This window comes from Streptococcus oriscaviae, assembly GCF_018137985.1.
Taxonomy (GTDB): Bacteria; Bacillota; Bacilli; order Lactobacillales; family Streptococcaceae; genus Streptococcus; species Streptococcus oriscaviae.
In genome coordinates this window covers 1,767,993-1,790,432 of record NZ_CP073084.1, presented here as the reverse complement: position 1 = coordinate 1,790,432, position 22,440 = coordinate 1,767,993, and the positions used below count along the sequence as shown (strand labels likewise).

Sequence of the window (22,440 nt, the reverse complement as noted above, 5' to 3'; positions counted from 1 at the left end):
ACTGGAGAACAAAAAGACTTAAAGCTGCGCTTCTAAAAGCTCTAGCTTTAAGTCTTTTTTGAATGTTTGATTTGTACCTAGGTATGTTGGCTACTTCATCATCAAGCCTTTTTTCAAGCTCTTCCAAAGTCCGATGTCATCGGTTTGAAGAATGAGGCCTGCATAGGATTTGCCGATAAAGTAAATAGCGCCTGCCGTGGTAGCAATGAGGATTAGAAGGGAAATCCCTGCTTCTACACTGCTTGCCCAACCGTTGATGATGCGGATTGGCATGAAGAAGGTGGATAAAAGGGGAATATAGGAGCCCAGCTTGATTAAGATATGCTCCTGGGCCTGCTGCCCCAAAGACATAGAGCCAATAAAGCCTAGAATAATCGGATACATGACTGGTTGCACAGCCTTATTGACATCTTCTTGGCGAACGACCAAAGAACCACAAAGGGCGGCAATGACAACAATTAAAACCAGACCAAAAAGGGCAAAGAAGATAAAGAACCAGTCAAAACCTGCTAGAATACTGTGGACAATGGGATTGTCCTGTAAGCTCAACATGGCCAGACTAGCGAACTGGTAGCTTCCCAAACCACCGAGGGCATAGATGCCCAGATGCGTAGCAATAACCATGAAAATTCCTAGAATTCGACCATAGAAATAAGTCGAAGCCGGCACACTGGAGAAGATAACCTCCATAATCTTGGTTCCCTTCTCACTAGCTACTTCCTGAGCCGTTGTTGAAGCGTAAATCATAGTTAGCACATAAAGGAGGAAAGTCAGAGCGAAAAACAGGACAAACTTGCCAATCTTTTCATATTCCTTGTTTTCCTCCAAGTCAACCTGATAGTCCGGAATTCGTGCTAATAGTTCCTGCTGCTGGCTGGTCAGCTGAGCTTGCTCTCTATTCAACTGGTTCTGAAGGGTCGTCAAGATCTGCTGAACAGCCGTATCAACCTCTTTATTCGGCAAATCATTGCCATGATAGACAGCTCGTAGCTGGCCTTCTGCCACATCCACCGTCAGATACCCCAGTAAGTCCTCATCCTTGAGGGCTTTTTTAGCACTCGTTTCATCAGTGTAATCGAAGGTCAGACCTTCCACGTCCTTAAAAGCGAACTGGACAGACTGGTCTTGGCTAATAAGAGCGATCTCCTGCCCACCCTGGCCTATGCTCGTTCCTGTCAAGTACCCAACACCCAGTGAGAAGAAAATCATCAGAAAAGGTGATAAGACCATAAAGACAAAAGACCAAGACTTAACCTGACGGAGATAGGTTTCCTTTGCAACTAAAAATAGTGAGTTCATTCTGCCACCCCCGATTTGATTTTGAAGATTTCATCAATGGTTGGTGCTTGCTGGTCAAAGGTTGCCAGATAGCTTCCGCCGCTGATGGCTTGGAAAAGTTCTGGCCCTGCTCCTTCGTCATCCAAAACCAACCGCCACTTATCTTGGTTGGTCATCTGTATGGAGAGCACATGAGGCAGACCTTCCAAGCGTTCACGCGGTACATCGGCTGAAACAAAGAGGCGAGTTTTGCCAAACTGACGACGGATTTCCTGGATACCACCATTCAACACCACATCACCGTCTTGAATCATCACCAGCTGGTCGCACAATTCCTCAACATTGGTCATAACATGGTCAGAAAAGATAATGGTCGCTCCACGTTCTTTTTCAGTTAAGATGACGCGCTTCAAAAGACCAGTATTAACCGGATCCAGACCAGAGAAGGGCTCGTCAAGAATGATAAGACTAGGCTCGTGAATCAGGGTGATAATCAGCTGAACTTTCTGCTGGTTCCCCTTGGACAGGCTCTTGATTTTGTCTGTCAACTTGCCCTTGACCTCTAGTTTTTCCATCCAGATCGGCAATTTTTCACTGACCTCCTTGCTGGTCATCCCTTTGAGACTAGCCAGATAACGGACTTGCTCAAAGACCGTCAGTTTGGGCATTAGACTGCGTTCTTCTGGCAGATAGCCTATATCTCGATAGCGATCTACGGTCAGGGATTTTCCATCTAGCAAAATTTCGCCTTCATAATTGACAAAGCGCAAAATGGAGTGAAAAAGCGTGGTCTTGCCGGCTCCGTTTTTGCCGACCAAGCCGCAGATGCTGCCGGATGGAATCTCAAAAGACAGACCCTTGAGCACTTCTTTTTCACCGTAGTGTTTAGATAACTGTGAAATGCTTAACATGAAACAACCTCCTTTCCATCTATTATACGCCTTCCGCCCAAAAAGTAAAGATTTGTTTTTAAAAACATATCCATCCTTAGCACTCTTCTCTTTAGATAGTTTCAATAAAATGCAACTCAATTTCATAATTTCCAAAGATTTTCTTTCTCTTTTTTGATACACTAGAGAGAAAAGTGAGGTAGTTTTATGAATCATGAACAGTATTTATACAATCATTGCAAGCAACTCTTGGCAGAAAGAGGAATTGAGCTGCAGCAGATGGCCGAGTTGGTTCTCTTTCTGCAAAACAAGTACATTCCCCATTTGACAATGGAGGAATGTCTAGAGAGTGTCGAATCCGTTTTGCAAAAGCGAGAAGTCCAAAACGCTATCATCACCGGTATCGAACTGGATTGTCTGGCAGAGCAGAATAAGCTCTCCCAGCCCTTGTTGGATATTTTGAAAAAGGATGCCGGTCTGTATGGTATTGATGAGATTTTGGCCCTATCCATTGTCAATCTCTACGGCTCGATTGGTTTTACCAACTATGGCTATCTGGACAAGGTAAAACCTGGAGTTATCGCCCATCTGGACAGTAAAATCGGACCGTCCTGCCATACCTTCTTGGACGATATTGTCAGTGCCATCGCTGCTGCTGCTGCCAGCCGCATTGCCCATAACGACCCCGCTAAAAGCTACATTACGAACCAAAACTAGTTCAGCAGGTCTTTCCTGCTGTTTTTGTGTGCAAATCATCTCTTGTCAAGCCTGGTCAAATATGCTACAATACTCTTGCGCAAACGTTTTCCTAAAAGGAGTTAAGTATGATTGAAGCCAACCACATCAGCAAAACCTATCAGGTCGTCGTTAAGGAGCCTGGATTAAAAGGGAGTATCAAAGCCTTTTTTAAACCGCAAAAGAAAGCCATCCCAGCTGTTCAGGACATTTCCTTGTCCGTGAGCAAGGGGGAAATTGTCGGATATATTGGCTCGAATGGCTCAGGGAAATCCACGACCATCAAGATGTTGACGGGAGTCCTCTACCCTGATTATGGAGCTGTGACACTCAACGGTCTGGCTCCACAAGAAAACCGCAAGGCCGTCAACAAACAAATCGGCGTGCTATTTGGTCAAAAATCCCATCTGGACTGGAACCTTCCTGTCTATGAATCCTTTGTACTTCACGCTAAAATTTATGATGTACCAGATGCTGTCTTCAATGAACGTTTGAACCGTCTGAAAAAATTGCTTGACTTAGACGACATGCTAAACCAGCCCGTACGCAATCTCTCGCTGGGCCAACGGGTTCGCTGTGAATTTGCAGCCATCTTTATCCACCAGCCGGCTATTGTCTTTCTGGACGAACCTACCATTGGTCTGGATGCCAGCGTCAAGGAAACAATTCGCTCCTTCATTCGCTATATGAACCAGCAGCACCAGACAACCTTCCTCATCACTTCTCACGATATGCAGGACATCGAAAGCCTCTGTGAGCGGATTTTTATTATCGACAAGGGGCGTAAGGTCTATGACGGTTCACTGACTCAGCTGAAAGAACGCTTTTCACAGGTGAAAACCATCAGCTTCTCTAGCGAGCATCCCATGTTGCCGCCACTCGACAGACCGGGTATTGAGGTGGATGTTAAGGACGACTATCATATCACTCTTCACTATGAAACCGCTCTGTGGACCAGCGCCCAGATTATTGAGCAGATGTTCAGGGATTACCGCATTGAGGAAGTGACCATGAAGGAGCTGGACATTGAAACTATTGTCAAGCAGATTTATGAGGAGGGATTGCATGCGTAAGTACCTCTACATGACCCGCCTGAGCATGATGACGGCCCTGCAATACAAGGCCTTCTTTCTGGCCAATATCATCTCCCTCTTAGCTCGGATTCTGGTTTCCCTCTATGTTTGGCAGACGATTTTTTTCAGCCAGCCAGAGGTCAATGGGTATACCTTGGCCAGCTTTACCAGCTACATTATCTTTGCTAATCTGCTTGCCAGTCTAAACTCCTTTTCGATAGGAGAAGAACTGTCACACTCTATTTTGCAAGGTCAGATTGCCGGGGAGTTTTTACGGCCCTATTCCTTTATTGTTGCCTTATTTTTCAAAGATTTGGGGATGAAATGCGTCGAGCTCTTCAAATTTTTACTGATTTTCGCTCTGATTCTCTGTCTTCAAATGGATTTTTACCTGCCAGACATCCAGACAATGCTCGTCTTTCTTATCAGCAGTATCTTGGGGGTCTTTATCGTTCAGCTTCTGGATTTGGCCTTTGGTTTTGCGACCTTTTTTACGGTCAATGCTTGGGGAATCTATGTACTGCGCAACGGTTTGTTTAACATTGCTTCCGGTGCCCTTTTGCCCTTGAGTTTCTATCCTGATGCTGTTGAGAAGGTTCTGTCTTTTCTTCCCTATAATTACGCCGTCAATGTTCCTGTTACCATTCTCTTGGGGAAAGAGAAGGATTTGCTGCCTCTGGGAATCCAGTTAGTCTGGATTCCGATTCTGCTCCTCTTTATCGGTGTACTGTGGCAGCAGGCCCAACGCCGCATTGTTATTTTTGGAGGCTAAGATGAAAAAATACCTACAACTCTATGTTTACAATATCAAGGTGTTCATGATGGCTCAGATGTCCTTTCGAGTGGACTTTTTCATCGGCCTCTTGTCCTCTCTGGTAGAACAAATTGTCTACCTGATTTTTCTAAATGTTCTCTTTGGCAATATTAAGGAAATTGCAGGCTTTAGCTATGGTGAGATGCTCTTTATTTATGGCATTAGCACGGTCGGCCGATCCATTCACTTGATTTTCTTTGATAATCTCTGGATGTTTGGTAGCCGCTATATTCGTCGGGGAGAATTTGAGCGCCTCCTGCTGCTGCCTGTCAATCCACTCTTTCAGCTGATTTGCGAGCGTATCCAGCCACAGGGGCTTGGAACAACAGCCATCGGTTTGCTTGCACTAGTTCAGTCCTCTCAGCTTCTGAACCTTGAGTGGTCTGTGTGGAAACTGGTCTTATTGGTTTTCATCTGCCTCTGCATTGGTCTGCTCTACGCAGCCATCCAACTAGGGCCAACAGCCTTAGCCTTTTGGATTGTTGAATCCTTCCCGCTAACAGTGGGAATCTTCTCGCTCAATCAAATGGCCCAGTATCCCATCAACATCTATCCCAAGGTCATTCAATTTTTCTTGATTTTTATCTTCCCCTACGCTTTTACGGCCTATTTCCCAGCCCTCTACTTCCTTGATTTATCGATGTGGGGCTTACTTCTCCCACTTGTTCTAATCGCCGTTTTCTCCGTCAACTACAAGTTGTTTCGATATGGCATGACCAAATTTACCAGTGTCGGCAATTGATACAAAAAGAAGGCTCCGTTACGACACGAAGCTTTCTTTTTTATCTACTTATTTCCAAATAGGAGCTCTTCAATCACGGTCATCACCCCAGCTTCTCTGTGAGAAGGAGCTTGGTATTTGGCAGCGCGTTTGACCCGTTCGTGTGCATTAGCCATGGCGTAGGAATATCCTGCATAGGACAACAACTCCAAATCATTGTCACTGTCACCAAAGGCTAGGACCTCCTCAGGGCGAATGGCTAATTCCTTCAAAATTTGTTCCAATCCCCAAGCCTTATGGATGCCAGCCGGCAAAATATCTATCGAACCATAACCGCTGGTCACTGCCTCCATCTCCCCTAAAAATTGCTGGTTAAATCGAGCCACCACATCATCCACCAGTTCCTCCTTGACCCACAAGCCCGCTTTATAGACAGTTCTCGTTTTTGGATAATGGGTCAAATCAGGTAAGAAGGAAATCCTTCTGAGAAAAGCCTCCAGCTGTTGGGGTTCAATACTGGTATGCCCATCAAAGGGACGAACAGCCCCTTCCTGCATATAAATGGACGTTTCGGTTCCCAGCATGACGCAGTAGTCCGTCAAGTGCCCTTTATAATAGTTCAAGATAGCATCTATCGCTTGGAGAGATAGAGTCTTTTGAACTTTTGTCATTCCTTTTTCATAGAGATGGGCACCGTTTGCCGCCACAAAAATAATGCGGTCTTCAAAGCCTTCAAAGAGCTTCAATAAGCGCTCCATACCGTTACCGCTTGCCACAACAAAGGGAATCTGTCGGTCTTCGAGCCCACTTAAAATCCGCTCAAAGCGTGCCCTGTCAAAGCTGCCGCGCTCATCCAAAAAAGTGCCGTCCATATCTGTTGCGATTAATTTTATCATACAATCTAACCTTTTCCCTTTCAAGGGGGTGCAAAACCCTAAAGGGGTGTGCAACTCGAATCCTAATATAACTTCTTCTATTATAACACAGAAACACCAAAAAGACGTGCAGAATTGACACGCCCTTGTCTTCTATAAATCAATCCGTACGCCATTTTTGAATGTCAGGCTGATTTTCTTACCCACTTTGATGTCTAGTCTCTCAACACTGGTCTGCCAGAGTTCTTGGTTGAAGTCTGTGATGAGGTCGTCCTGCTCTTTGAGTTGTTGGATAAAACCATCTAGGCTAATTCTCTTACTTTTCTGCTCTTCCAAGGATGACCTAGTTTCCTGCAACTCTTTCTGTTTTTCTTGGTAGGCTGTTACTAGGGTATCGTACTGCTTTTGGTAGAGTTCTTGATTCTGAGCCTTCCTCGCATTCCTATCGACCAAGTCCTTGATGTCTTGTCGTATGGTTTCAAGGTGATGCTCCAAGTCATCAATCCTAGATTCAAGTGGCGAGGTGTCTTTTGCCATGTCAATTAAGAGTTCTGTATTTGCGATAATCTCATCTCGATTACTGAGAAGTTGATTGATAGCTGAGAGGAACCAGGCTTTAATTTCTTCCTCAGTCACATGAGGTGTCCGACATTTATGCTCGCCCTTGTACTTGGCATTGCACTGGTAAATGGTTCGTTTGTACTTGCTGGTGGAGTGCCACACCTTACTTCCAAAAGCTCCCCCACAGTCACCACAGAACAGACGTCCTGTGAAGATGTTACTAGTTTGCCGTTTCTTCTCCAGCTTATCCAATTCAACTTGAACCAAATCAAAGACTTCACGCTTGATAATGGCTTCGTGGCTGTTCTCCACATAATACTGTGGAAGCTCTCCTTCATTGGGTTTAGTGCTTTTCGTCAAGAAATTGGTTGTAAAACTTTTCTGAAGAAGAGCATCCCCTTTGTATTTTTCATTCCGAAGCATACGCTTGACCGTGCCATAACTCCACTTCCTTTTCCCTTGTGGGGTCGGAATTCCTTGGGCAGTCAACTCCCTTGCGATTTTGTTGGGATTGTTTCCCAATAAGACCTGATGAAAAATATACCGAACAATCTTAGCTTCCTCATGGTCTATTTCAAAACCACCCGTGTCACTTTTCTTGAAGCCTAAAACTTGGCTATAGGAAAAGGTCACTTGCCCTTCAGCCAACTGGCGTCGTCTACCCCAAGTCACGTTCTCTGAAATGGAACGGCTCTCTTCTTGGGCTAGACTTGACATGATGGTAATCAGAAGCTCCCCTTTAGAATCAAAGGTCCAAATGTTCTCCTTTTCAAAATAGATTTCAACTCCTGCTTCCTTGAGCTTCCGAACCGTTGAGAGGGAGTCAACCGTGTTTCTGGCAAACCGACTGACCGACTTGGTCAGGATAAGGTCTATCTTTCCGTCAAGGGCATCTTCCACCATCCGTTGAAAGCCAATCCGTGCCTTGGTATTAGTCCCTGAAATCCCTTCGTCTGAATACATCTTGACAAATTCCCAATCCGAGCGACTGTTGATGTAGTCTGTATAGTATTTCATCTGAGCTTCGTAGGAGGTCGTCTGGCCTTCATGATCAGTTGATACCCTGGCATAGCCTGCCACTCGTCGTTTGGTAAAGCTCGGCAGGTCAACCTTATGGCTTACTTGTTTAGCTGGTTCTATCGTGATGACTTTTTTCATGCCTACCGTCCTTTCTGAATGATGATGTGTTTTTCTTTTCCATTTCTATAGGTAGCTTTAGCTTCATTGGTCACGCTATTAAAAGAAATATGGTGAATATCTTCTACCTTTAAGGTCTCGCCAAAAGCTTGAAAAAGTTGTTCTTCTGTAATAGTACGTCCTAGACAAGCCTCAACACCTTTGGCATCTCTTGTCCTGCAGTAATACCTTACTCGCTTTTCCTGATTGGATTTGGTTTCTACAGTCAAAAGCATATCTAAACCACAATGCTCACAATATACTTTGCCTTGTAACTTTGCTAGAGCATCGTGCTTTGAGACTCTCCTCCTAGCACGTCGCTTTTTCTCTTGATTGACCAGTTGGAAATACTCCGGTGTCACAATAGCTTCATGGGCATTCTCAACGATATACTTCGCCATCTGCCCATCATTTGGAATGGAGCGACTGCCAAATTGATCTCGAAAGGTCTTCTGTAAAATCAGTCGTCCACAGTAGGCTTCTTGATCAAACATGTTATAGATGACTCGTTTAGTGAAGCGATTCCCTAGCCTTGTTCGCTCACCCCTATCATCAAGCCTTTTAGCTATTTTAGGGGCTGAAAGTCCTTCCATATACCATTCGAAGACCTGCCTGACAATAGAGGCTTCATGGGGTTCAATCACATACTCGTCGCCATTCCACCGATAGCCAAAGATGTCTTGAGGAATATAAGGTTTCCCTTCTTCAAAGCGTTTCTTCACTCGCCATCTGATGTTTTGACTGATAGACTGTGATTCTTCTTGAGCCATGGAGGCAAGCAGGGTTAAAAGCAACTCCCCTTCAGCGGTTAGGGTGTCAATCTTCTCCTTTTCAAAGCGAACACTGATACCAAGTCGCTTCAGCTCACGAACAGTTTCCAAAAGCTCCACCGTATTTCGCCCAAAGCGTGAAATAGACTTGGTTAAGATAAGGTCAATCTTACCCTTACGACAATCTTCAAGTAACTGTTGAAAGTCTCGTCTATAAGCTTGACTGCGACCACTAATGGCTGAATCGCTGTAAACTCCCACATAGTCCCATTCAGGATTTGCCTGTATCATTTGGCTGTAGTGGCTGACTTGATTGGATAAGGACTGGAGTAAACTCGTATGCGAAACCCTAGTGTATGCAGCCACCTTTAACCTTTTAATGGCAGTTACCTTCTGGGCTTGTATCGTTTTGATTTGTTTCATTGATACATCTCCTTTCGCTATTATATATCACTCTAAAGCCCTTATTTATCAAGTCTTTAGGCCACTAATTGGCTCATAAAAGGCTCATATTTTTCGAGCATTTTTGCCTTAAATTCTTGGAAGATGGCTTCAGAAATCAGACCCTGGGACAGGAGCTGCTTTGCCTGTGCCATAGTCAGTTGGTAGGTAAGTTCTTGTTGAAAGTCTTGTTCTGTCATTTCTTGTCTCCAAATCTAGCAGTCACATAGCACTTACGACTACAATATTTTCTCTTAGGATTAGCGTAGGAGGTAAACTCACCCCCACAAGCCAAACAGACATGCTCGGTATAGGCTTGTCGATTGACTTCCTCCAAATGGCTGTTCCACCATGTTTGACGACAGGATGTTCCACAAAAGCGTTTCTTTTTCTTACCGTCTATATGCGTCAAAACACGACCACAAGCATGACAATAATCTGGCAGTTCGTCATCAGTTTTATCGCCTGCTTTTATTACCTCTCTACGACAAAATGACTTAATGGTATTAATAGATAAATTGAGTTTTATACCTATGGCTTTATAACCAAGACCATGTTCTCGTAAACAGCGAATAGCTACTTTTTGTTCTGGGGTCATTTTATTCCTCCTTCTACCTACTAGGGGAAATTGTGAACAGTTTAGTCCAAATATAATTTTATTCCTCCTACCTTACTAGGTAGGTTTGGGAGTAATTTTTCCGCACTTATTGAAAAAAAGGCAAAAAAAAATAAAGCCTGATGTTTCCACCAGGCTTATAACTAAATTATGAAATTCTAAACCAACCAACAACTTTACCGAGTTTAACTGTTCCAGTAGAATCATAGAGTGAGCCATCCGCCATCCATTGACGTTTCACACGACGAGTGATCCCACCGCCACCAATTTCTAATTGGTCATTGATACCGTTCTTATTATGGTCAGAATATCCATCAATATTCTGTTCCACACCATCAATACTTTTTCCATCTGAATCCGTCACACAAACACCAATATGCCCATAGACCAAACCATCCGTCTGAATGACATAGAAATCACCTGCTTTAGGATTCACACCCCAAGCATCGTAGATTACTTGGAAACCATTTGATTTTGCTTTCTTCAAACAATCAATGGCATTAGTATAGGACATATTCTTATCCGTAAGTTCTTGAACAATCTTATCTACCAAGGCAACACACTGTCCACCATAAGGGTTAGATGGAACGGTCACCTTTTGACCGACCTTAGATAAAGCTGACGCAACCACACGACTTGCAACACTGGTTGGAATAGCGGTTGTTGTCCTTGAAACTGCGTTGACCTTTAGAGTTTGTCCAACTCTTAAAATATCCGTCTTCTTCAAGCCATTTACTGCAAGAAAGGCATCAACTGTCAAACCAAACTTCCGAGCAATACCATAATACGTATCGCCTTTCTGTGCTTGATAGGTCTGCTCACTATGGCCTTTAGTTGTTCCTTCTACATCCTGCTCAAGCACCCATGACTTGATTCCATCAAGTAGATAAGCTCTCTTACTGTTGGACTGGTGAACATTCTTCACTTGGAGGATTTTGTAGGTACGCCCCTTGACCCAGTTAGCGATTTTCTGACCAGTCTGATAATGAGTCGCATGAGGCAACACCCTAAGACTATCACCAACAAGATAGATTGGTTTTGAAGGTGTTCTTGAACTCCCAACGGTTGAACTGGGGGTCGGGGGAACTATTGTCTTGACCTCAACTCCTGTTATTGCTGACACAAGACCTCTCGCAATATCCTCTTTCTTGTTTTCAAAAATCGCCATATCTTGTTCATTATCGATGAAGGCAATCTCCACCAAACGATAGGTATATCCACGACTCGCTGCTTGGTTGGCATTATAGAGCCAATCTACCTTCTTAATACCACGATTTTGGAAATAACGTGAAAGGAGAGATAGGATTGCCATATCTTCCTTATCTGCTTCTAAGGAGGATTGAATCAAGACTTCTGTACCTTTGGCACTGCCATTAAATGCATTGAAGTGCAATTCAGTAATTGAGTCGTATCCCTTACCAATACTAGTAATACTCCGATAATCATAAACATTTTGTTCGGTAATAAAATCAATCTGTTGTCCACTGTACTTAGACATTAACTTGGCTAATTCTCGAACCTTTCCTGCTTCTGTGATGCCTAGTTTGGCATTCACTGCTCCAGGATCATAGCCTGTTCGCCCCTGGCCATGACCACAAATGACTAGATGTATTCCCATATCTTCTCACCTCTCGTTGATTTGTTTTAGGATTGCTTGTAGTTTCTCAGGTATTGGTAGACCAATTCGAACGGTATTTTCTAGAATGCTTAACCCCTCATTACTGAGATAAAAGAATATAACCATGGTTCGAATTGTTCCACCCTGCTTGATAATAGCTGTATCAATCAGATGACCAATTGAAACTAAAAATAAAATGGCTATCTTTTTAAAGATGCCACGAAAACCGATACTACTTGACAATTGTTTCTCTACAACTGCCGCAAAAATTCCTGTTAGATAGTCAATAATAATGAAGACCAGTAGGGCATATAGAATACCATCCAACTCTCCAAATAGACTACCAATCAAGCCTCCAATCATGGAAAATAAAATCTTATTAAGTGTTAACAATTCCTTCATCGGTCACCTCACTTTCTACTGACCCTTCCTGCACAATGGAAGGGTCTGACCAATCTGGTTGACCGTTCTCATCAAACCGCATCAGATAGAAACAATCATGGAACAGATCAGAAAGGTTCAGTGTTAATGTGGTACTGCCCCACTGATTAAATGCCCAAACTGTTTCTGTTGTAACCAACTGCCGCTTTCCATTTTTAATGGCAGGTCGCCTTACTTCTTCAAGATACATGTAAAAATCCTGCTCGGCTGTCTTACAACGTATGAACTCTCCATTCTTACGCATGTAAGATAGGGCTGTCTCCAAATCAAATGGTTCTGTTACTTTGTCAATATTGAGTAGTGCCATAGCAACTATTCTCCTTTCTCTTCTTCAGGTTTTGTCTGAACTTCCAATAACTCAGTCAATTCCTGTTTTTCTTTACGCAATAGGCTAAGTTCCTCATCCCTTTCCACCAATTGGATGGCAATGAGGTTCTTAGCGGTGATTTCATCAGATAGCTTTGTGACAAGCTCTTGGATAGTTAGTTTTAATGATTGGTTGATTTGTTCTAAATTCATCTGTGAACTCCTTTATTTAATCGTATCCCATGTCAAGATGACATCACCTCGACCTGTGATGTTTACTAAGTGTTTGAAATTGTGATTGAATTGATGAAGTACATCCTTCAAGCTGACATAGGTTGTCCCATTTCGATAGATGCGGATATCTCCGATATTCAATATTGAACTTGGTCGGTCAGATGCTTTAAAGGCATCAATACTCAGTCGGTTAGGCAACGTTACAATTTCCCAGCCATCTGGATTGGTATATGGAGCACTGGCCAAACGAACCTTATCACCTACCACATCAATTTGGTCGGTATCTGTACCGTTCCATGCTCGAATTCCTACAAAGCCACCGTCATTGGCATTCCAGTTGTTCCATCGATTGGAACCGACAATGGTTACACCACATGGCTTGCCGTTTGAGGTACCTGTTTCAAATGAAACCCACTGGTGAGGATAACCACTAACCTCACGAGAAATGGATGGAGAGTTTGTAAAGAACTTGATGTTTCCAAGTGACAGATTGATTTTCATGGCTCCGTTGATTGCTGACAAGATTCCACCAGAAATTTTATTGGCAGATAGGGTTACTGCCTGCACTTGGTTTATAAAGGCTGATTTGGCAAACAACTGCTTGAGATAGGCTTCTGTAGCCATAAACTTGGTAAAGAATGCTTGGTCAACCTTTAATTTATCCGCAGTGATTGCTTCTGCTCCAATTCGAGCTGCTGATATGATGCCTGACGTAATCTTGCCTGCATCAAGACTGGCAATCTTACCACTTGCAATGACACCGTCTTGGATATAGGTTGTACCTGTTATTTGAACGAGTTTTCCATCAATCTTGACTGTGCCATCCTTATTGAGATTGAGCTGACTGAGGACTGTCCCTGCACTTGTCAAATTTCGAACCGACCACGACCCTGCAAGTGTTGAAACCTGTGTTTGAATGGCATTTACTGTTGCCGTTGTAGCTCGACTAGTTTCTAGATTGCCAACTCGTGTTACAATCCCAGTAGCCGTTTGAACAACCTGACTGATTTGATTGGCGTGATCTCCAATTGTCCGAGTGTGACTGCTTACAGTATCCCGCACTTCATGAAAAGCTGTCACTGTCGTAAAGTCGTCTAATGACGGTGTCCAATAGTCTGGAAAGATATCACCAGTTGAAACCATTAAGGCTCTCACATGGAACTTACCAGTCTTAACCCCATCAACTCTAACTTGAAGTTCAAATCCTTTAGAGTGTTGGTACATCTCTTGAGTGACGGTAGCGGTCAATTTTATCAAGCGATAGTTGTTACCAGTTGTCAGATTGCTGCTCCATTTATTGTAGAAAGGGTGATACAAATTCCAGTTGGTCCATGTCCAAACATTTTGACTATCCAATATTGGACCTTGAAGTTTCATTGTACGTGTCGTCACCGCAGAGTCAAATGTAATCTCATCCACTGAGACATGAACATATAAATGAACTTTTGATCCAACATAGATACCACTACTATCTCCAAATTGAACTCTTCCTAAAGAGGCTATCCAGTTACTATTGGTATTTATCGTCTGATAAGCACTCCATCTATCCGAAGTACCAGCTATTAAGTTGCGATGCGAAACTGAGGTAGGGATTCTGCTTTCCGTTTGACTGATTCGCTGGGTAAAACTATCAGAGGTGGTTCTAACCAAATTCTGCACACTAGTTGTCGTCGCATAAGGTTGGAGAGAACTGCTGGTTAGATAACCACGACCCATAATATTTGAATCGACCTGTGACTTGGTTTGGTAGCCTTTTGAGTTGATTGCAGATTCAACTTGCGTACTCGTCAGTCGTTGTTCGATTTGCCCAGCCTGTGTTCGGATAGTGGTTTCCACACTTGCTACTCGACCAGTCAAGCTATTAAAATCTGTCTTTGCAACTTTCTGTGAGATGGCATCATTGGCAATCCGTAAATCAGCCTTGGTTTGGGTAATCTGACTAGCGTTTGTGTTGGCCTTAGCTAAGGCATTGTCAGCGGTTGTTTTGACCCCCTCAAGAACAGTCTTATCAGCCTTAAGCAAGATGGATTGCTGTGTTTGTTGGATGGATGTAGTATGTCCTTCGACAGTTCGTTTCAAGTTATTGAAATCCGTTTGACTAACCTTCGAGGATACATCTGAAACTAATTGTCGAATCTGTGTTTCACTACTAGAAATCTTTCCATTTGCTTCGGTTAATCTTGTAGAAACCTGCTCTACACCAGAGGCCGTTTGCGTGATGAGTGTCCGTTGGGCGGTCAATTCTCCAGCAATATCTGCTGGGTTTTCTGAATACCCTGTATCCAGTGAGCTTTTTGCGACTTTCAATCCTGCTACATAGAATTTATTCCCATTTGGGATGGTGCTGCCATTGTACTCTGTCCGAAATTGAAGCGAACCATCAGATAAGACATGGACTGTTTTCCAGTAGCGTTTCCAGTCACTTGTGACGGATATTATATCGTCCGATTCCCTCACCCTTGCTACTGGAGCACGATAGACACTAGAACCGGACCAAATCGCTGAAACTTTGATGGAGGAAAGTGGCTGATTTGCTTTGGCATAAAAGCTAAAAGTAATGACATCTCCTGCTTTCACAACAATATTCTGATGACTTCCGTTATAACCCGATTGGGTCGAACGAACTACTAGTCCCCTAAAATGCTCTGTTTCAGTGGACCAATTATTTCCTAAATGCCAGGCATTTCCTTTATTCGACCAATCACGAGTACCAGTCATCAAATTTAGGCCATCTAGGCTAGTTGGAATTTTCGCATCCACCTGACTGAGTTCAGTTGTAATGCGATTCCTCAATTGCGTAATAGACGACTCGGCAGTTTCGATTCTCTGTTTCGCTTGGTTAAAATCACTGGTTTTAACACGCTGAGAAATTTGGTCTGCTTGTACTTGAATCATGGATTCTGCACCGGATACTCGACCAGTCAGACTATCCACCAGTTGCTTACTCGCAAGAAGTTTTATATCCTCCTTGGTTTGCGAGAGATTGGTACTGACAGTTGCCAACTGTCCACTCAACAGTGATTTTGCTACATCAACTAATCGACTAGCTTCAGTGATAGCTTGTGATTTAGCTGTCGCAATTTTTGACTCTGTTTGACTACGCTCCGTTACAGACAAGCGATTAGCTTCTTGAATGGCATCAAGTTTGGCTTGTTCTGCCCTTCTGAGGGCTTCAGTTGCCCCAGTTTGAGCCTGTTCTGCCTTTTGTTTGGCTTCTGTGGCTAGGTTGGTATTTACCCCAGCCTTTGCCATTAAATCACGAGTTGTGCGTTGCTGTTCCTCTTCTTGTTGCCGCATCTGTTGGTGAATAGTTGAAAGTTCACTGTCAATGCTAGCCTTTAATCGATCCGCATAGACCTCCCCATGACTTTGAGCCTGTTCGATAGCGGCATCGATGGCTACTTGACGTTTCTCAAATTCCGCATCAAAGGCTCTGTTGGCATTCTCAAGGGCAATTTCAACGGCAACATCCTCACTCCGCTTATTCCCATCAATGAGATTATTTGCTAGTGTAGTTAGGCTACCGCCAGTTTTACCTGTTCCGATACTTGCCTTATCATCAAATGTGATAGAACGGTAATTCTTAGCTAAAGGATCATAATCATAAGCGATGGCTTTCTTCCTCACATCAATTCCGTGTAGCTTGCTTTTTAAAGTTACTGTATCGCCTAGATGAACTGTTTGACCGTCTAACTCAAATGCCTCAATGATGATGGCATCTTTTGGTTTATCAATTCCCTCTAAGCGAAACTTGCTACTAGCCCACTCTATTAACTCTTGACGAGATCTGAGGTTATTATTGCTATAGGTCACTTCATTGATGAAAGGATAGGAGTTTATCAGTGGACTGTCTACTGTGACTTGAAGTTCAGTTTCCCTATCCTGCCCCTCTTGTTTAAACCTTGAAGTGGCATGGATTCGAGTGATAATCTGTGAACTTTCTTTTGTTCTCTGATACTTTTTCAAATTGTAGTGAGTAGAGATGACTACCCCACGGTCTTGTCCTCGCTCACTCTTTATAGTTAGGGCAAGATTATCACGAACCAGTTCCCCCTCCCAAGTTCCAATAATAGAATGTTTGCCATCCAACAGGCTGGAGTATAGCGTCTGTTCCTTATCTGTTGTATAGGTTCTGTTCTTGACAATGTCGCTGGTAAAAGAAAAATCTCCCAATGGAGACTTGCTTGCCATGACCATGCTTGATAGTGCTGTTGCACAGGGTACCTGTTCACACCTAAATGGCGATACCAACCTTGTCATGATGTCATCTGATATGTGATAGGCCACAACTTCAAGACTGGTGTCTCCTTCAATGACTTTCTTTATCCGAAACAATTGGTGTCCCAATACTGGAACTGGACTACGAACGAGGTAGTCCTCTTTTAACTCTCGAAATAATCCGCTATCTGTAATTGGATAGGTAAAATTCAGGACAAAATCCCCATTCAAGTTTTCTTTGACACTTGATTTTATGGTCTCTGGGAGTGGTTTCCCATGCCATTTTGCCGTTCGAACGGTTTTGTCTAATAAAGATAGCACTAAGCCCACCCCCAATTCATTTCTATTGTTAATGATGTGATGCCAGCACCTAAGACAACTCCAACTGAGTCATTCCTGCCTGCATCAATGGAGATAAAATCACCAGACCATTTTACAGGCTGACCTCTTTGTGTCTTAAAACTTGGCTGACTAAGATTATTATCCATAATGAGTGTTTCTTGTAATCGCTCCAAGCGGATGACATCATCCCCAATCGTAAAGCTAGTTTCACTACTTGAGTTGCCACTTATGGTAATCTTTGGAAAAGCAATGGCTGAACCTTGACTTCTCAAAGTACCACTAGTCCTAAACACCTGCGAGGTCGTCGTTTTGAACCACTTGGTTGGGTGACAAGAAAAGGTAACCTTAAACTCATACACCCCCAGCTTAGCCTTTTGAACTGGAGTATGGTGTACCTTGTAACACCAAAAGCGTATGGTCTTGAAACTAGCGTTCTCAAGCCAAAATCCTTCTTTCAAAAATAGCTTCAAAAAGGATAATAACTGTTCTTCACTAGGTTTTACAAGATAGAGGGTGTAGCTCAGTTCCATGACACTTCTGCGAGGATTGGTTTGAAGAAGCGCTCCTGACAGGCCTTGGTGTTCTATCAATTGCGTCTTACTTTCACTTACTGTGATAAAAGGGCTATCTTCCACGATTACCTTAAAAGGAAAACTAGACGTGGATACTCCCCCAATGGTTAATGCATTATGTCTAATCATGGTTTCATTCCTCTCAATCCTTGTTGACGTTCTAATTCATATACTAGTTTCTCTCCAACCATCTCCGCTAGTCGATGAAGGTCAGTCTCTTCTCTTACCGTGTTACCTGTAATAGTGATGTGAATGGTCGGTAGATTGCTTGTCATGGTCTTTGCGATTCCTCGACCAATTGCACCTAACGTTTGTTCATTCAAAGGCAAGACTGCTTCTTTTCCAGCCTCACCTCCAACCATTAGGCTATTGCCGTTTACCCCAAATGCGGTTGGTTTGGTTAAAATTCCTCCTTTGGCATACCAATCTATAGAAATTCTTGGAATTCCGCCCTTCAACCAATCGAGCGGATTGGCTGAACCAGATACTCGAAAATGAGGAAGGGGAATATGTGGCCATCTGATTTGGAAGTTAAAAAGATTTTTAATGGCATTGATGGCGTTACTCACGGCATCTTTTGCACCATTGATGGCACTTGAAATGGTATTTTTCACACCGTTCCAAACAGATGAAACTGTATTGGATATCCCATTCAGAATGTTGGATACGGTACTTCTGATACCATTCCATATAGTTGATACTGTTGAACCAATCGCAGACAGGACACTGGAAATTGTCGACTGAATAGCTAACCAGATAGATGAAATGACAGAACTAATGGCAGATAATACATTTGAGATGGTATTCTTGATACCCGTCCAAGCAGTTAAGATGTACTGGGCGATGAAATTGAGAGCTAAGGAAATAAGGGACTTAATGCCCTCCCATACCATCGACAAGCCCTGTTTGATGGTTTCCCAAGCGCCAGTCCAATCACCAGTGATAACCTGCATGACTGCCTTGATGACACCAAGTACCACATTGATAGCAGTCTCGACCACAATCTTTATCATCTCCCAAGCGGCTGTAATGATGAGTTTGATATTCTCCCAACTAGCTTGAATCAATGGTCCAAGAATTGTCATTACTGTAGTGATGACCGTTGAAATGGCATTCCATACTGTGTTTGCAGCATCGAGAATCAGTTGTTGGTTTTCACTCCACCATGTAGTAAGCGTCCCCCAAATGGACATGATAAAACTTGAAACTTCTTGAATGACGGTCGATATAAAGCTGGAAATAGCCGTCCATATTTCCAAAACAGCCGTCCGAAATCCTTCGTTATGTTTCCAGAGCTGTTGTATCCCAACAACTAAGAGGGCGATAACCGCAATTACTCCTAAAACCATACCAACTATGGGAGCTGCTGCAGTTAGTAAACCGACAATAGTTGTTCCCATAGCCATAGCGGCAGCTTGGAGCGCAAGAAAAACTGGGAGTAATAAACCAAAACCAGCAACTAGAAGTCCGACAATCACTAAAAACTGTTTTATCGGTTCTGAAAGACCAGAAAACCATGTCGCAACCTGCTGTAATAACTCCGCCAAGACTTGTAGTACTGGTGCGAGGGTTGATGAAATGGCATCACCTATTTCTGCCATTGCCAACTTGGCACTATTTTGTGCTGTTGTGAACTGGTCAATTGGATCAAGCGTACCCTCGTAGGTTTGAGTGACGATACCTGCAGCTTTTTCCGCTGTTCCTGCTAGGTCTTCAAATGTTAAAGCTCCTCGTTTAATGGCATCAACCATTCGTGGAGCCGCTTTACTACCAAATACCTCTGATGCCAACGACAGGGCTTCGGTTTCACTGGTAGATTGTTTGATTTGTTCTACCGTTCCAGCCAAACCATTTTTTAGAGTCAAGCCATCTTTGGCATAAGCTACTGTTGCTTTGGATAATGAAGAAAGAGCCGCAGATGAGTCCACCCCAGCTTTTTCAAACCGCCCCATAAGCGTCACACCATCATCAAATGATAAACCGAGTGATTTTATCTGAGGTGCTCCCGCAACTGCCTTATCCATCAATTCCTGAACACCGACTCCAGTTTCTTGACTGGTGTAAGTGACTGTATCAAGAACCCTTGCCAAATCACTAGCCTGCAAGCCATACGCTTCAATGGCTTGTTTTGCAGAAATAGCCGAACTTGAAACATCACTATCATTGATTTCAGAGAACTGAATCAGTTGAGTGGATGCTGATTTTAGGGCATCACCTGTCAAATCAAATTGCGTATTCAATAAACCAACTGCAGTCCCTGCGGTATTGAAATCGGTCGGTATCTCTGTCGCAAGCTGCTTAGCCATATCTGTCATCTCGTCAAGGGCGGCTCCAGTTGCCCCTGTCTTTGTGACAATCACGTCCATTCCTTCATCTATTTCAAGAAAGGCATCCAAGGATTGTTTTCCAAAATCAATTAGTTTCTGAGATAATTCGCTAATTTGGTCACCAAACTCCATCAGGAGGTCAGCTTTAAGGAGTTGATTAGTTTCAGAGAGACTAGACTTTGCAACATCTGAACTAGATGCCATTTCCTCCATCTCATTTTGAAGTTGGTTGTAAGCTACCTTAGTTTCATTGAGTATTTTCTCCAGTTTATTGGCTTCGATTGATTGATCACCAAACTCACTCTTAGTTAACTCCAGTTGTTTCTCTAAATTTTGAATCTGACGCTCCAGTATTTCTGAATGACCTGTCACTTTTTGATGAGCCAGTGCCAACTTGTCGGACTCACTTGCGTTTGAGCTAAGAGCGGATTCTTGAAGTTTTATAGAACTTGTTAACTTTTCACTCTCAGATACTAATTGAGCTTGTTCTGACTGAAGAGCTTGTAGTTTAGCCTTATTACTATCAACCTGACTGCTATTTTCAGAAATGGTTCGTGAGACGTTTTCTAGTTTACTTTCATAACTATTCAGAACATTTTTGGTGGTTTCAAGCTCCCGTTGAAAGGCTCTATACTGGTCTGCTCCAATACTACCTGCCTTAAACTGAGCCTCAACCTGTGATTGGGCTTGCCTTAATGTCGCTAGTTTTTCTTTAGTTGTTTCAACTTGTTTCGCTAAAACTTCCTGCTTTTGACTAAGGAGGGTGACATTGCCAGTATCAAACTTGAGAGCCTTATCAATCTGTCTTAGTTCTTTGGTAGCTTCAGATGCTTGTTTGTTTACACCCTTAAGTGCATCTTGTAAGGGTTGGGTATCGCCACCAATTTCAATCGTAATTCCCTTTATGTTTCCAGCCATAGTCCCTCCTTTCTATCATCAGAAATTATCAAAATCAGCTTGAGTTGCTCGTCGTGTTTGAGAAGTTTCTCGAGTACGCATCTCCACATAGTCCGTTTGATAGTCAAGTGCCATCCCAATAGAGATATGTTTTAAATCGTCAATGGTCAGACCAGTCTCCTTACAACAGGAGAAATAACTCTCTACTGTGAAGATTTCCTCACTCGCTGTTTCTGTTTCATCTGCTTTTTTCTAGTGGACATCCCTTGGTTCAACATATTCATCAAGACAGGGGCAATATCCTGCACTGGGAATTCTTCCATCTCCAAATAAAAATCCACAAATGGTTTCACTCGTGGATTGGCTGACTTCGCAAAGACCCAAAAGATTCGGTGGAAAAATGTCATGTCGAAATCAGACAGAATTGAAACATCAATATGATGTGCCTGTAATTCTTCTCCATCTTCTAACTGGTCAAGTTTTGCCAAGATTGCTTGACTATTGACCATAGAGAATAAATCTTGAAAATAGTCCTTGCCAAATTGCTCTTTATAAGCGATTGGTGTGTAGGCATTGGTTGCTAACTCGTAGGTCGTGCCTGCTATGGTAATACTTTCTCTCATGGCCATCTCCCTTACTTACGAGGTTCAAAAACTGCCTTGAACCAGTTTTGACGAATCTCATCACTCGTTTCCTCCGTTGTTCGTCGACGTACAACCTTATCTAGAGGGCGAGGACTGGCAGTAAAGGGCAACTCTACCTCATTGATATCTGAACCAGACTTGGTTTTTGAACCAACAGTCGGACGAGATGCGTAACAATAATACAAAACGTGTAATGTTTCTTTTTTATCCCCTTCAAAACGGAACATCAACGCAAAATTTTTCTTTTCGCTGTTTGCGATCTCTGAAATGGTGTTTGTCGTCGCATCCAACTGTTCTCCAAGGATTCGTGTCAAAAATTCCTGCGTTAGAAGGGCAACTTTTAGTGTTCCCTCATAGCCATCATTTGACTCTGTTGTATAAAAATTGATATTATCTGCCTTATAAGAACCCTTATCTCCTGTTGGTTCAAGGGTTAATTCTGCAGCACCACGAAGGCGTTCTACATTGCCGTACGTCAACGTACCATCAGGACCTTCGCTTGTAACTTCTGCCCAATGGACATCTTGTAGTCCAAAGGTGACCTTATTCTTTTCAGCCATATTATCCTCCATGTAATGTGATGTAATAGGTTATTTGGTAGAGTTTCTCTGATGAGATATAGGTCTCTACTTTTTCAAAATAAATAAGGTGGCTGTCAAATAATGACTCCACCTTTTGTTCAGTTGCTAAATCTTTCTTAGTGGTATAGAGTTCCACTAGAAGGTTATTCTGCTTATGATAGGTCCAATTGTCTGCACCATGATTTTCTGAATCAGTCACCAAATATACTAGATACGGTGGTCTTGGACGACTCCCTTCTTCAAAATGATGGTAGGCGAGTGGAAGCTGTAATTCTTTGAGAATGGAGTACATTTCGCTCAGTAACATGTC

General features: G+C 43.0%; 21 protein-coding genes. 4 read left to right on the top strand and 17 right to left on the bottom strand.

Features of this window, described 5'->3' with window-relative positions; translation table 11 throughout:
• Positions 1–90 precede the first annotated feature (90 nt).
• Both INT76_RS09055 and INT76_RS09050 read right to left on the bottom strand, forming a co-directional pair.
• Positions 91–1,299 (bottom strand): ABC transporter permease, encoded by a 1,209-nt coding sequence (locus tag INT76_RS09055; RefSeq protein WP_212570110.1) that lies wholly within the window; start codon positions 1,297–1,299, stop codon positions 91–93.
• Positions 1,296–2,189, bottom strand: coding sequence for an ABC transporter ATP-binding protein (locus INT76_RS09050; protein WP_212570109.1), 894 nt, complete (start codon positions 2,187–2,189; stop codon positions 1,296–1,298). The genes INT76_RS09055 and INT76_RS09050 overlap by 4 nt, the downstream gene beginning before the upstream one ends.
• 186 nt (positions 2,190–2,375) lie before the next feature.
• Between INT76_RS09050 and INT76_RS09045 the strand changes: the two genes are divergently transcribed.
• From INT76_RS09045 to INT76_RS09030, 4 genes are all read left to right on the top strand, one after another.
• Positions 2,376–2,885: a phosphatidylglycerophosphatase A family protein gene (locus INT76_RS09045; protein ID WP_212570108.1), complete on the top strand. Its 510-nt coding sequence runs from the start codon at positions 2,376–2,378 to the stop codon at positions 2,883–2,885.
• Positions 2,886–2,992: 107 nt separating this feature from the next.
• The gene (locus tag INT76_RS09040; protein ID WP_212570107.1) at positions 2,993–3,976 is read left to right on the top strand and encodes an ABC transporter ATP-binding protein; all 984 of its coding nucleotides are present in this window, start codon (positions 2,993–2,995) and stop codon (positions 3,974–3,976) included.
• Entirely contained in the window at positions 3,969–4,748 is a 780-nt protein-coding gene (locus INT76_RS09035) for an ABC transporter permease (RefSeq protein WP_212570106.1), read from the top strand. The genes INT76_RS09040 and INT76_RS09035 overlap by 8 nt, the downstream gene beginning before the upstream one ends.
• A 1-nt stretch (position 4,749) precedes the next feature.
• Positions 4,750–5,532 (top strand): ABC transporter permease, encoded by a 783-nt coding sequence (locus tag INT76_RS09030; protein WP_212570105.1) that lies wholly within the window; start codon positions 4,750–4,752, stop codon positions 5,530–5,532.
• A 44-nt stretch (positions 5,533–5,576) separates the two neighbouring features.
• On the opposite strand, the gene INT76_RS09025 is transcribed toward INT76_RS09030, so the two are convergent.
• The 15 genes from INT76_RS09025 to INT76_RS08955 all read right to left on the bottom strand — a co-directional run bounded on the left by INT76_RS09025 (position 5,577) and on the right by INT76_RS08955 (position 22,437).
• The gene (locus INT76_RS09025; protein ID WP_249116144.1) at positions 5,577–6,407 is read right to left on the bottom strand and encodes a Cof-type HAD-IIB family hydrolase; all 831 of its coding nucleotides are present in this window, start codon (positions 6,405–6,407) and stop codon (positions 5,577–5,579) included.
• A gap of 132 nt (positions 6,408–6,539) precedes the next feature.
• On the bottom strand, positions 6,540–8,105 hold the full coding sequence (locus INT76_RS09020) for a recombinase family protein (protein ID WP_212570104.1): 1,566 nt from the start codon (positions 8,103–8,105) through the stop codon (positions 6,540–6,542).
• A gap of 2 nt (positions 8,106–8,107) precedes the next feature.
• Positions 8,108–9,316, bottom strand: a complete 1,209-nt coding sequence (locus tag INT76_RS09015; protein ID WP_212570103.1) for a recombinase family protein — start codon at positions 9,314–9,316, stop codon at positions 8,108–8,110.
• A 56-nt stretch (positions 9,317–9,372) separates the two neighbouring features.
• Positions 9,373–9,534 (bottom strand): SHOCT domain-containing protein, encoded by a 162-nt coding sequence (locus INT76_RS09010; protein WP_017643178.1) that lies wholly within the window; start codon positions 9,532–9,534, stop codon positions 9,373–9,375.
• Positions 9,531–9,932 carry an RNA polymerase subunit sigma-70 gene (locus INT76_RS09005; protein ID WP_212570102.1) on the bottom strand — a complete coding sequence of 134 codons (402 nt, stop codon included), beginning with the start codon at positions 9,930–9,932 and terminating at the stop codon, positions 9,531–9,533. The genes INT76_RS09010 and INT76_RS09005 overlap by 4 nt, the downstream gene beginning before the upstream one ends.
• Before the next feature lie 166 nt (positions 9,933–10,098).
• Entirely contained in the window at positions 10,099–11,568 is a 1,470-nt protein-coding gene (locus INT76_RS09000; protein ID WP_212570101.1) for a LysM peptidoglycan-binding domain-containing protein, read from the bottom strand.
• Between the two features lie 6 nt (positions 11,569–11,574).
• Positions 11,575–11,970, bottom strand: coding sequence for a phage holin family protein (locus INT76_RS08995; protein ID WP_002943563.1), 396 nt, complete (start codon positions 11,968–11,970; stop codon positions 11,575–11,577).
• Positions 11,948–12,316: a hypothetical protein gene (locus tag INT76_RS08990; protein ID WP_212570100.1), complete on the bottom strand. Its 369-nt coding sequence runs from the start codon at positions 12,314–12,316 to the stop codon at positions 11,948–11,950. Before INT76_RS08990 ends, INT76_RS08995 begins: the two co-directional genes overlap by 23 nt.
• 5 nt (positions 12,317–12,321) lie before the next feature.
• Positions 12,322–12,528 (bottom strand): hypothetical protein, encoded by a 207-nt coding sequence (locus INT76_RS08985; protein ID WP_105208209.1) that lies wholly within the window; start codon positions 12,526–12,528, stop codon positions 12,322–12,324.
• A 12-nt stretch (positions 12,529–12,540) separates the two neighbouring features.
• Positions 12,541–17,088: a phage tail spike protein gene (locus INT76_RS08980; RefSeq protein WP_212570099.1), complete on the bottom strand. Its 4,548-nt coding sequence runs from the start codon at positions 17,086–17,088 to the stop codon at positions 12,541–12,543.
• Positions 17,088–17,810 (bottom strand): phage tail protein, encoded by a 723-nt coding sequence (locus INT76_RS08975; protein ID WP_212570098.1) that lies wholly within the window; start codon positions 17,808–17,810, stop codon positions 17,088–17,090. Before INT76_RS08975 ends, INT76_RS08980 begins: the two co-directional genes overlap by 1 nt.
• Positions 17,807–20,926 (bottom strand): phage tail tape measure protein, encoded by a 3,120-nt coding sequence (locus INT76_RS08970; protein ID WP_212570097.1) that lies wholly within the window; start codon positions 20,924–20,926, stop codon positions 17,807–17,809. Before INT76_RS08970 ends, INT76_RS08975 begins: the two co-directional genes overlap by 4 nt.
• Before the next feature lie 182 nt (positions 20,927–21,108).
• The gene (locus INT76_RS08965) at positions 21,109–21,528 is read right to left on the bottom strand and encodes a hypothetical protein (protein WP_212570096.1); all 420 of its coding nucleotides are present in this window, start codon (positions 21,526–21,528) and stop codon (positions 21,109–21,111) included.
• A gap of 11 nt (positions 21,529–21,539) precedes the next feature.
• Entirely contained in the window at positions 21,540–22,109 is a 570-nt protein-coding gene (locus tag INT76_RS08960; RefSeq protein WP_212570095.1) for a major tail protein, read from the bottom strand.
• A gap of 1 nt (position 22,110) precedes the next feature.
• Positions 22,111–22,437, bottom strand: coding sequence for a hypothetical protein (locus INT76_RS08955; RefSeq protein WP_029173170.1), 327 nt, complete (start codon positions 22,435–22,437; stop codon positions 22,111–22,113).
• Positions 22,438–22,440: the final 3 nt, after the last annotated feature.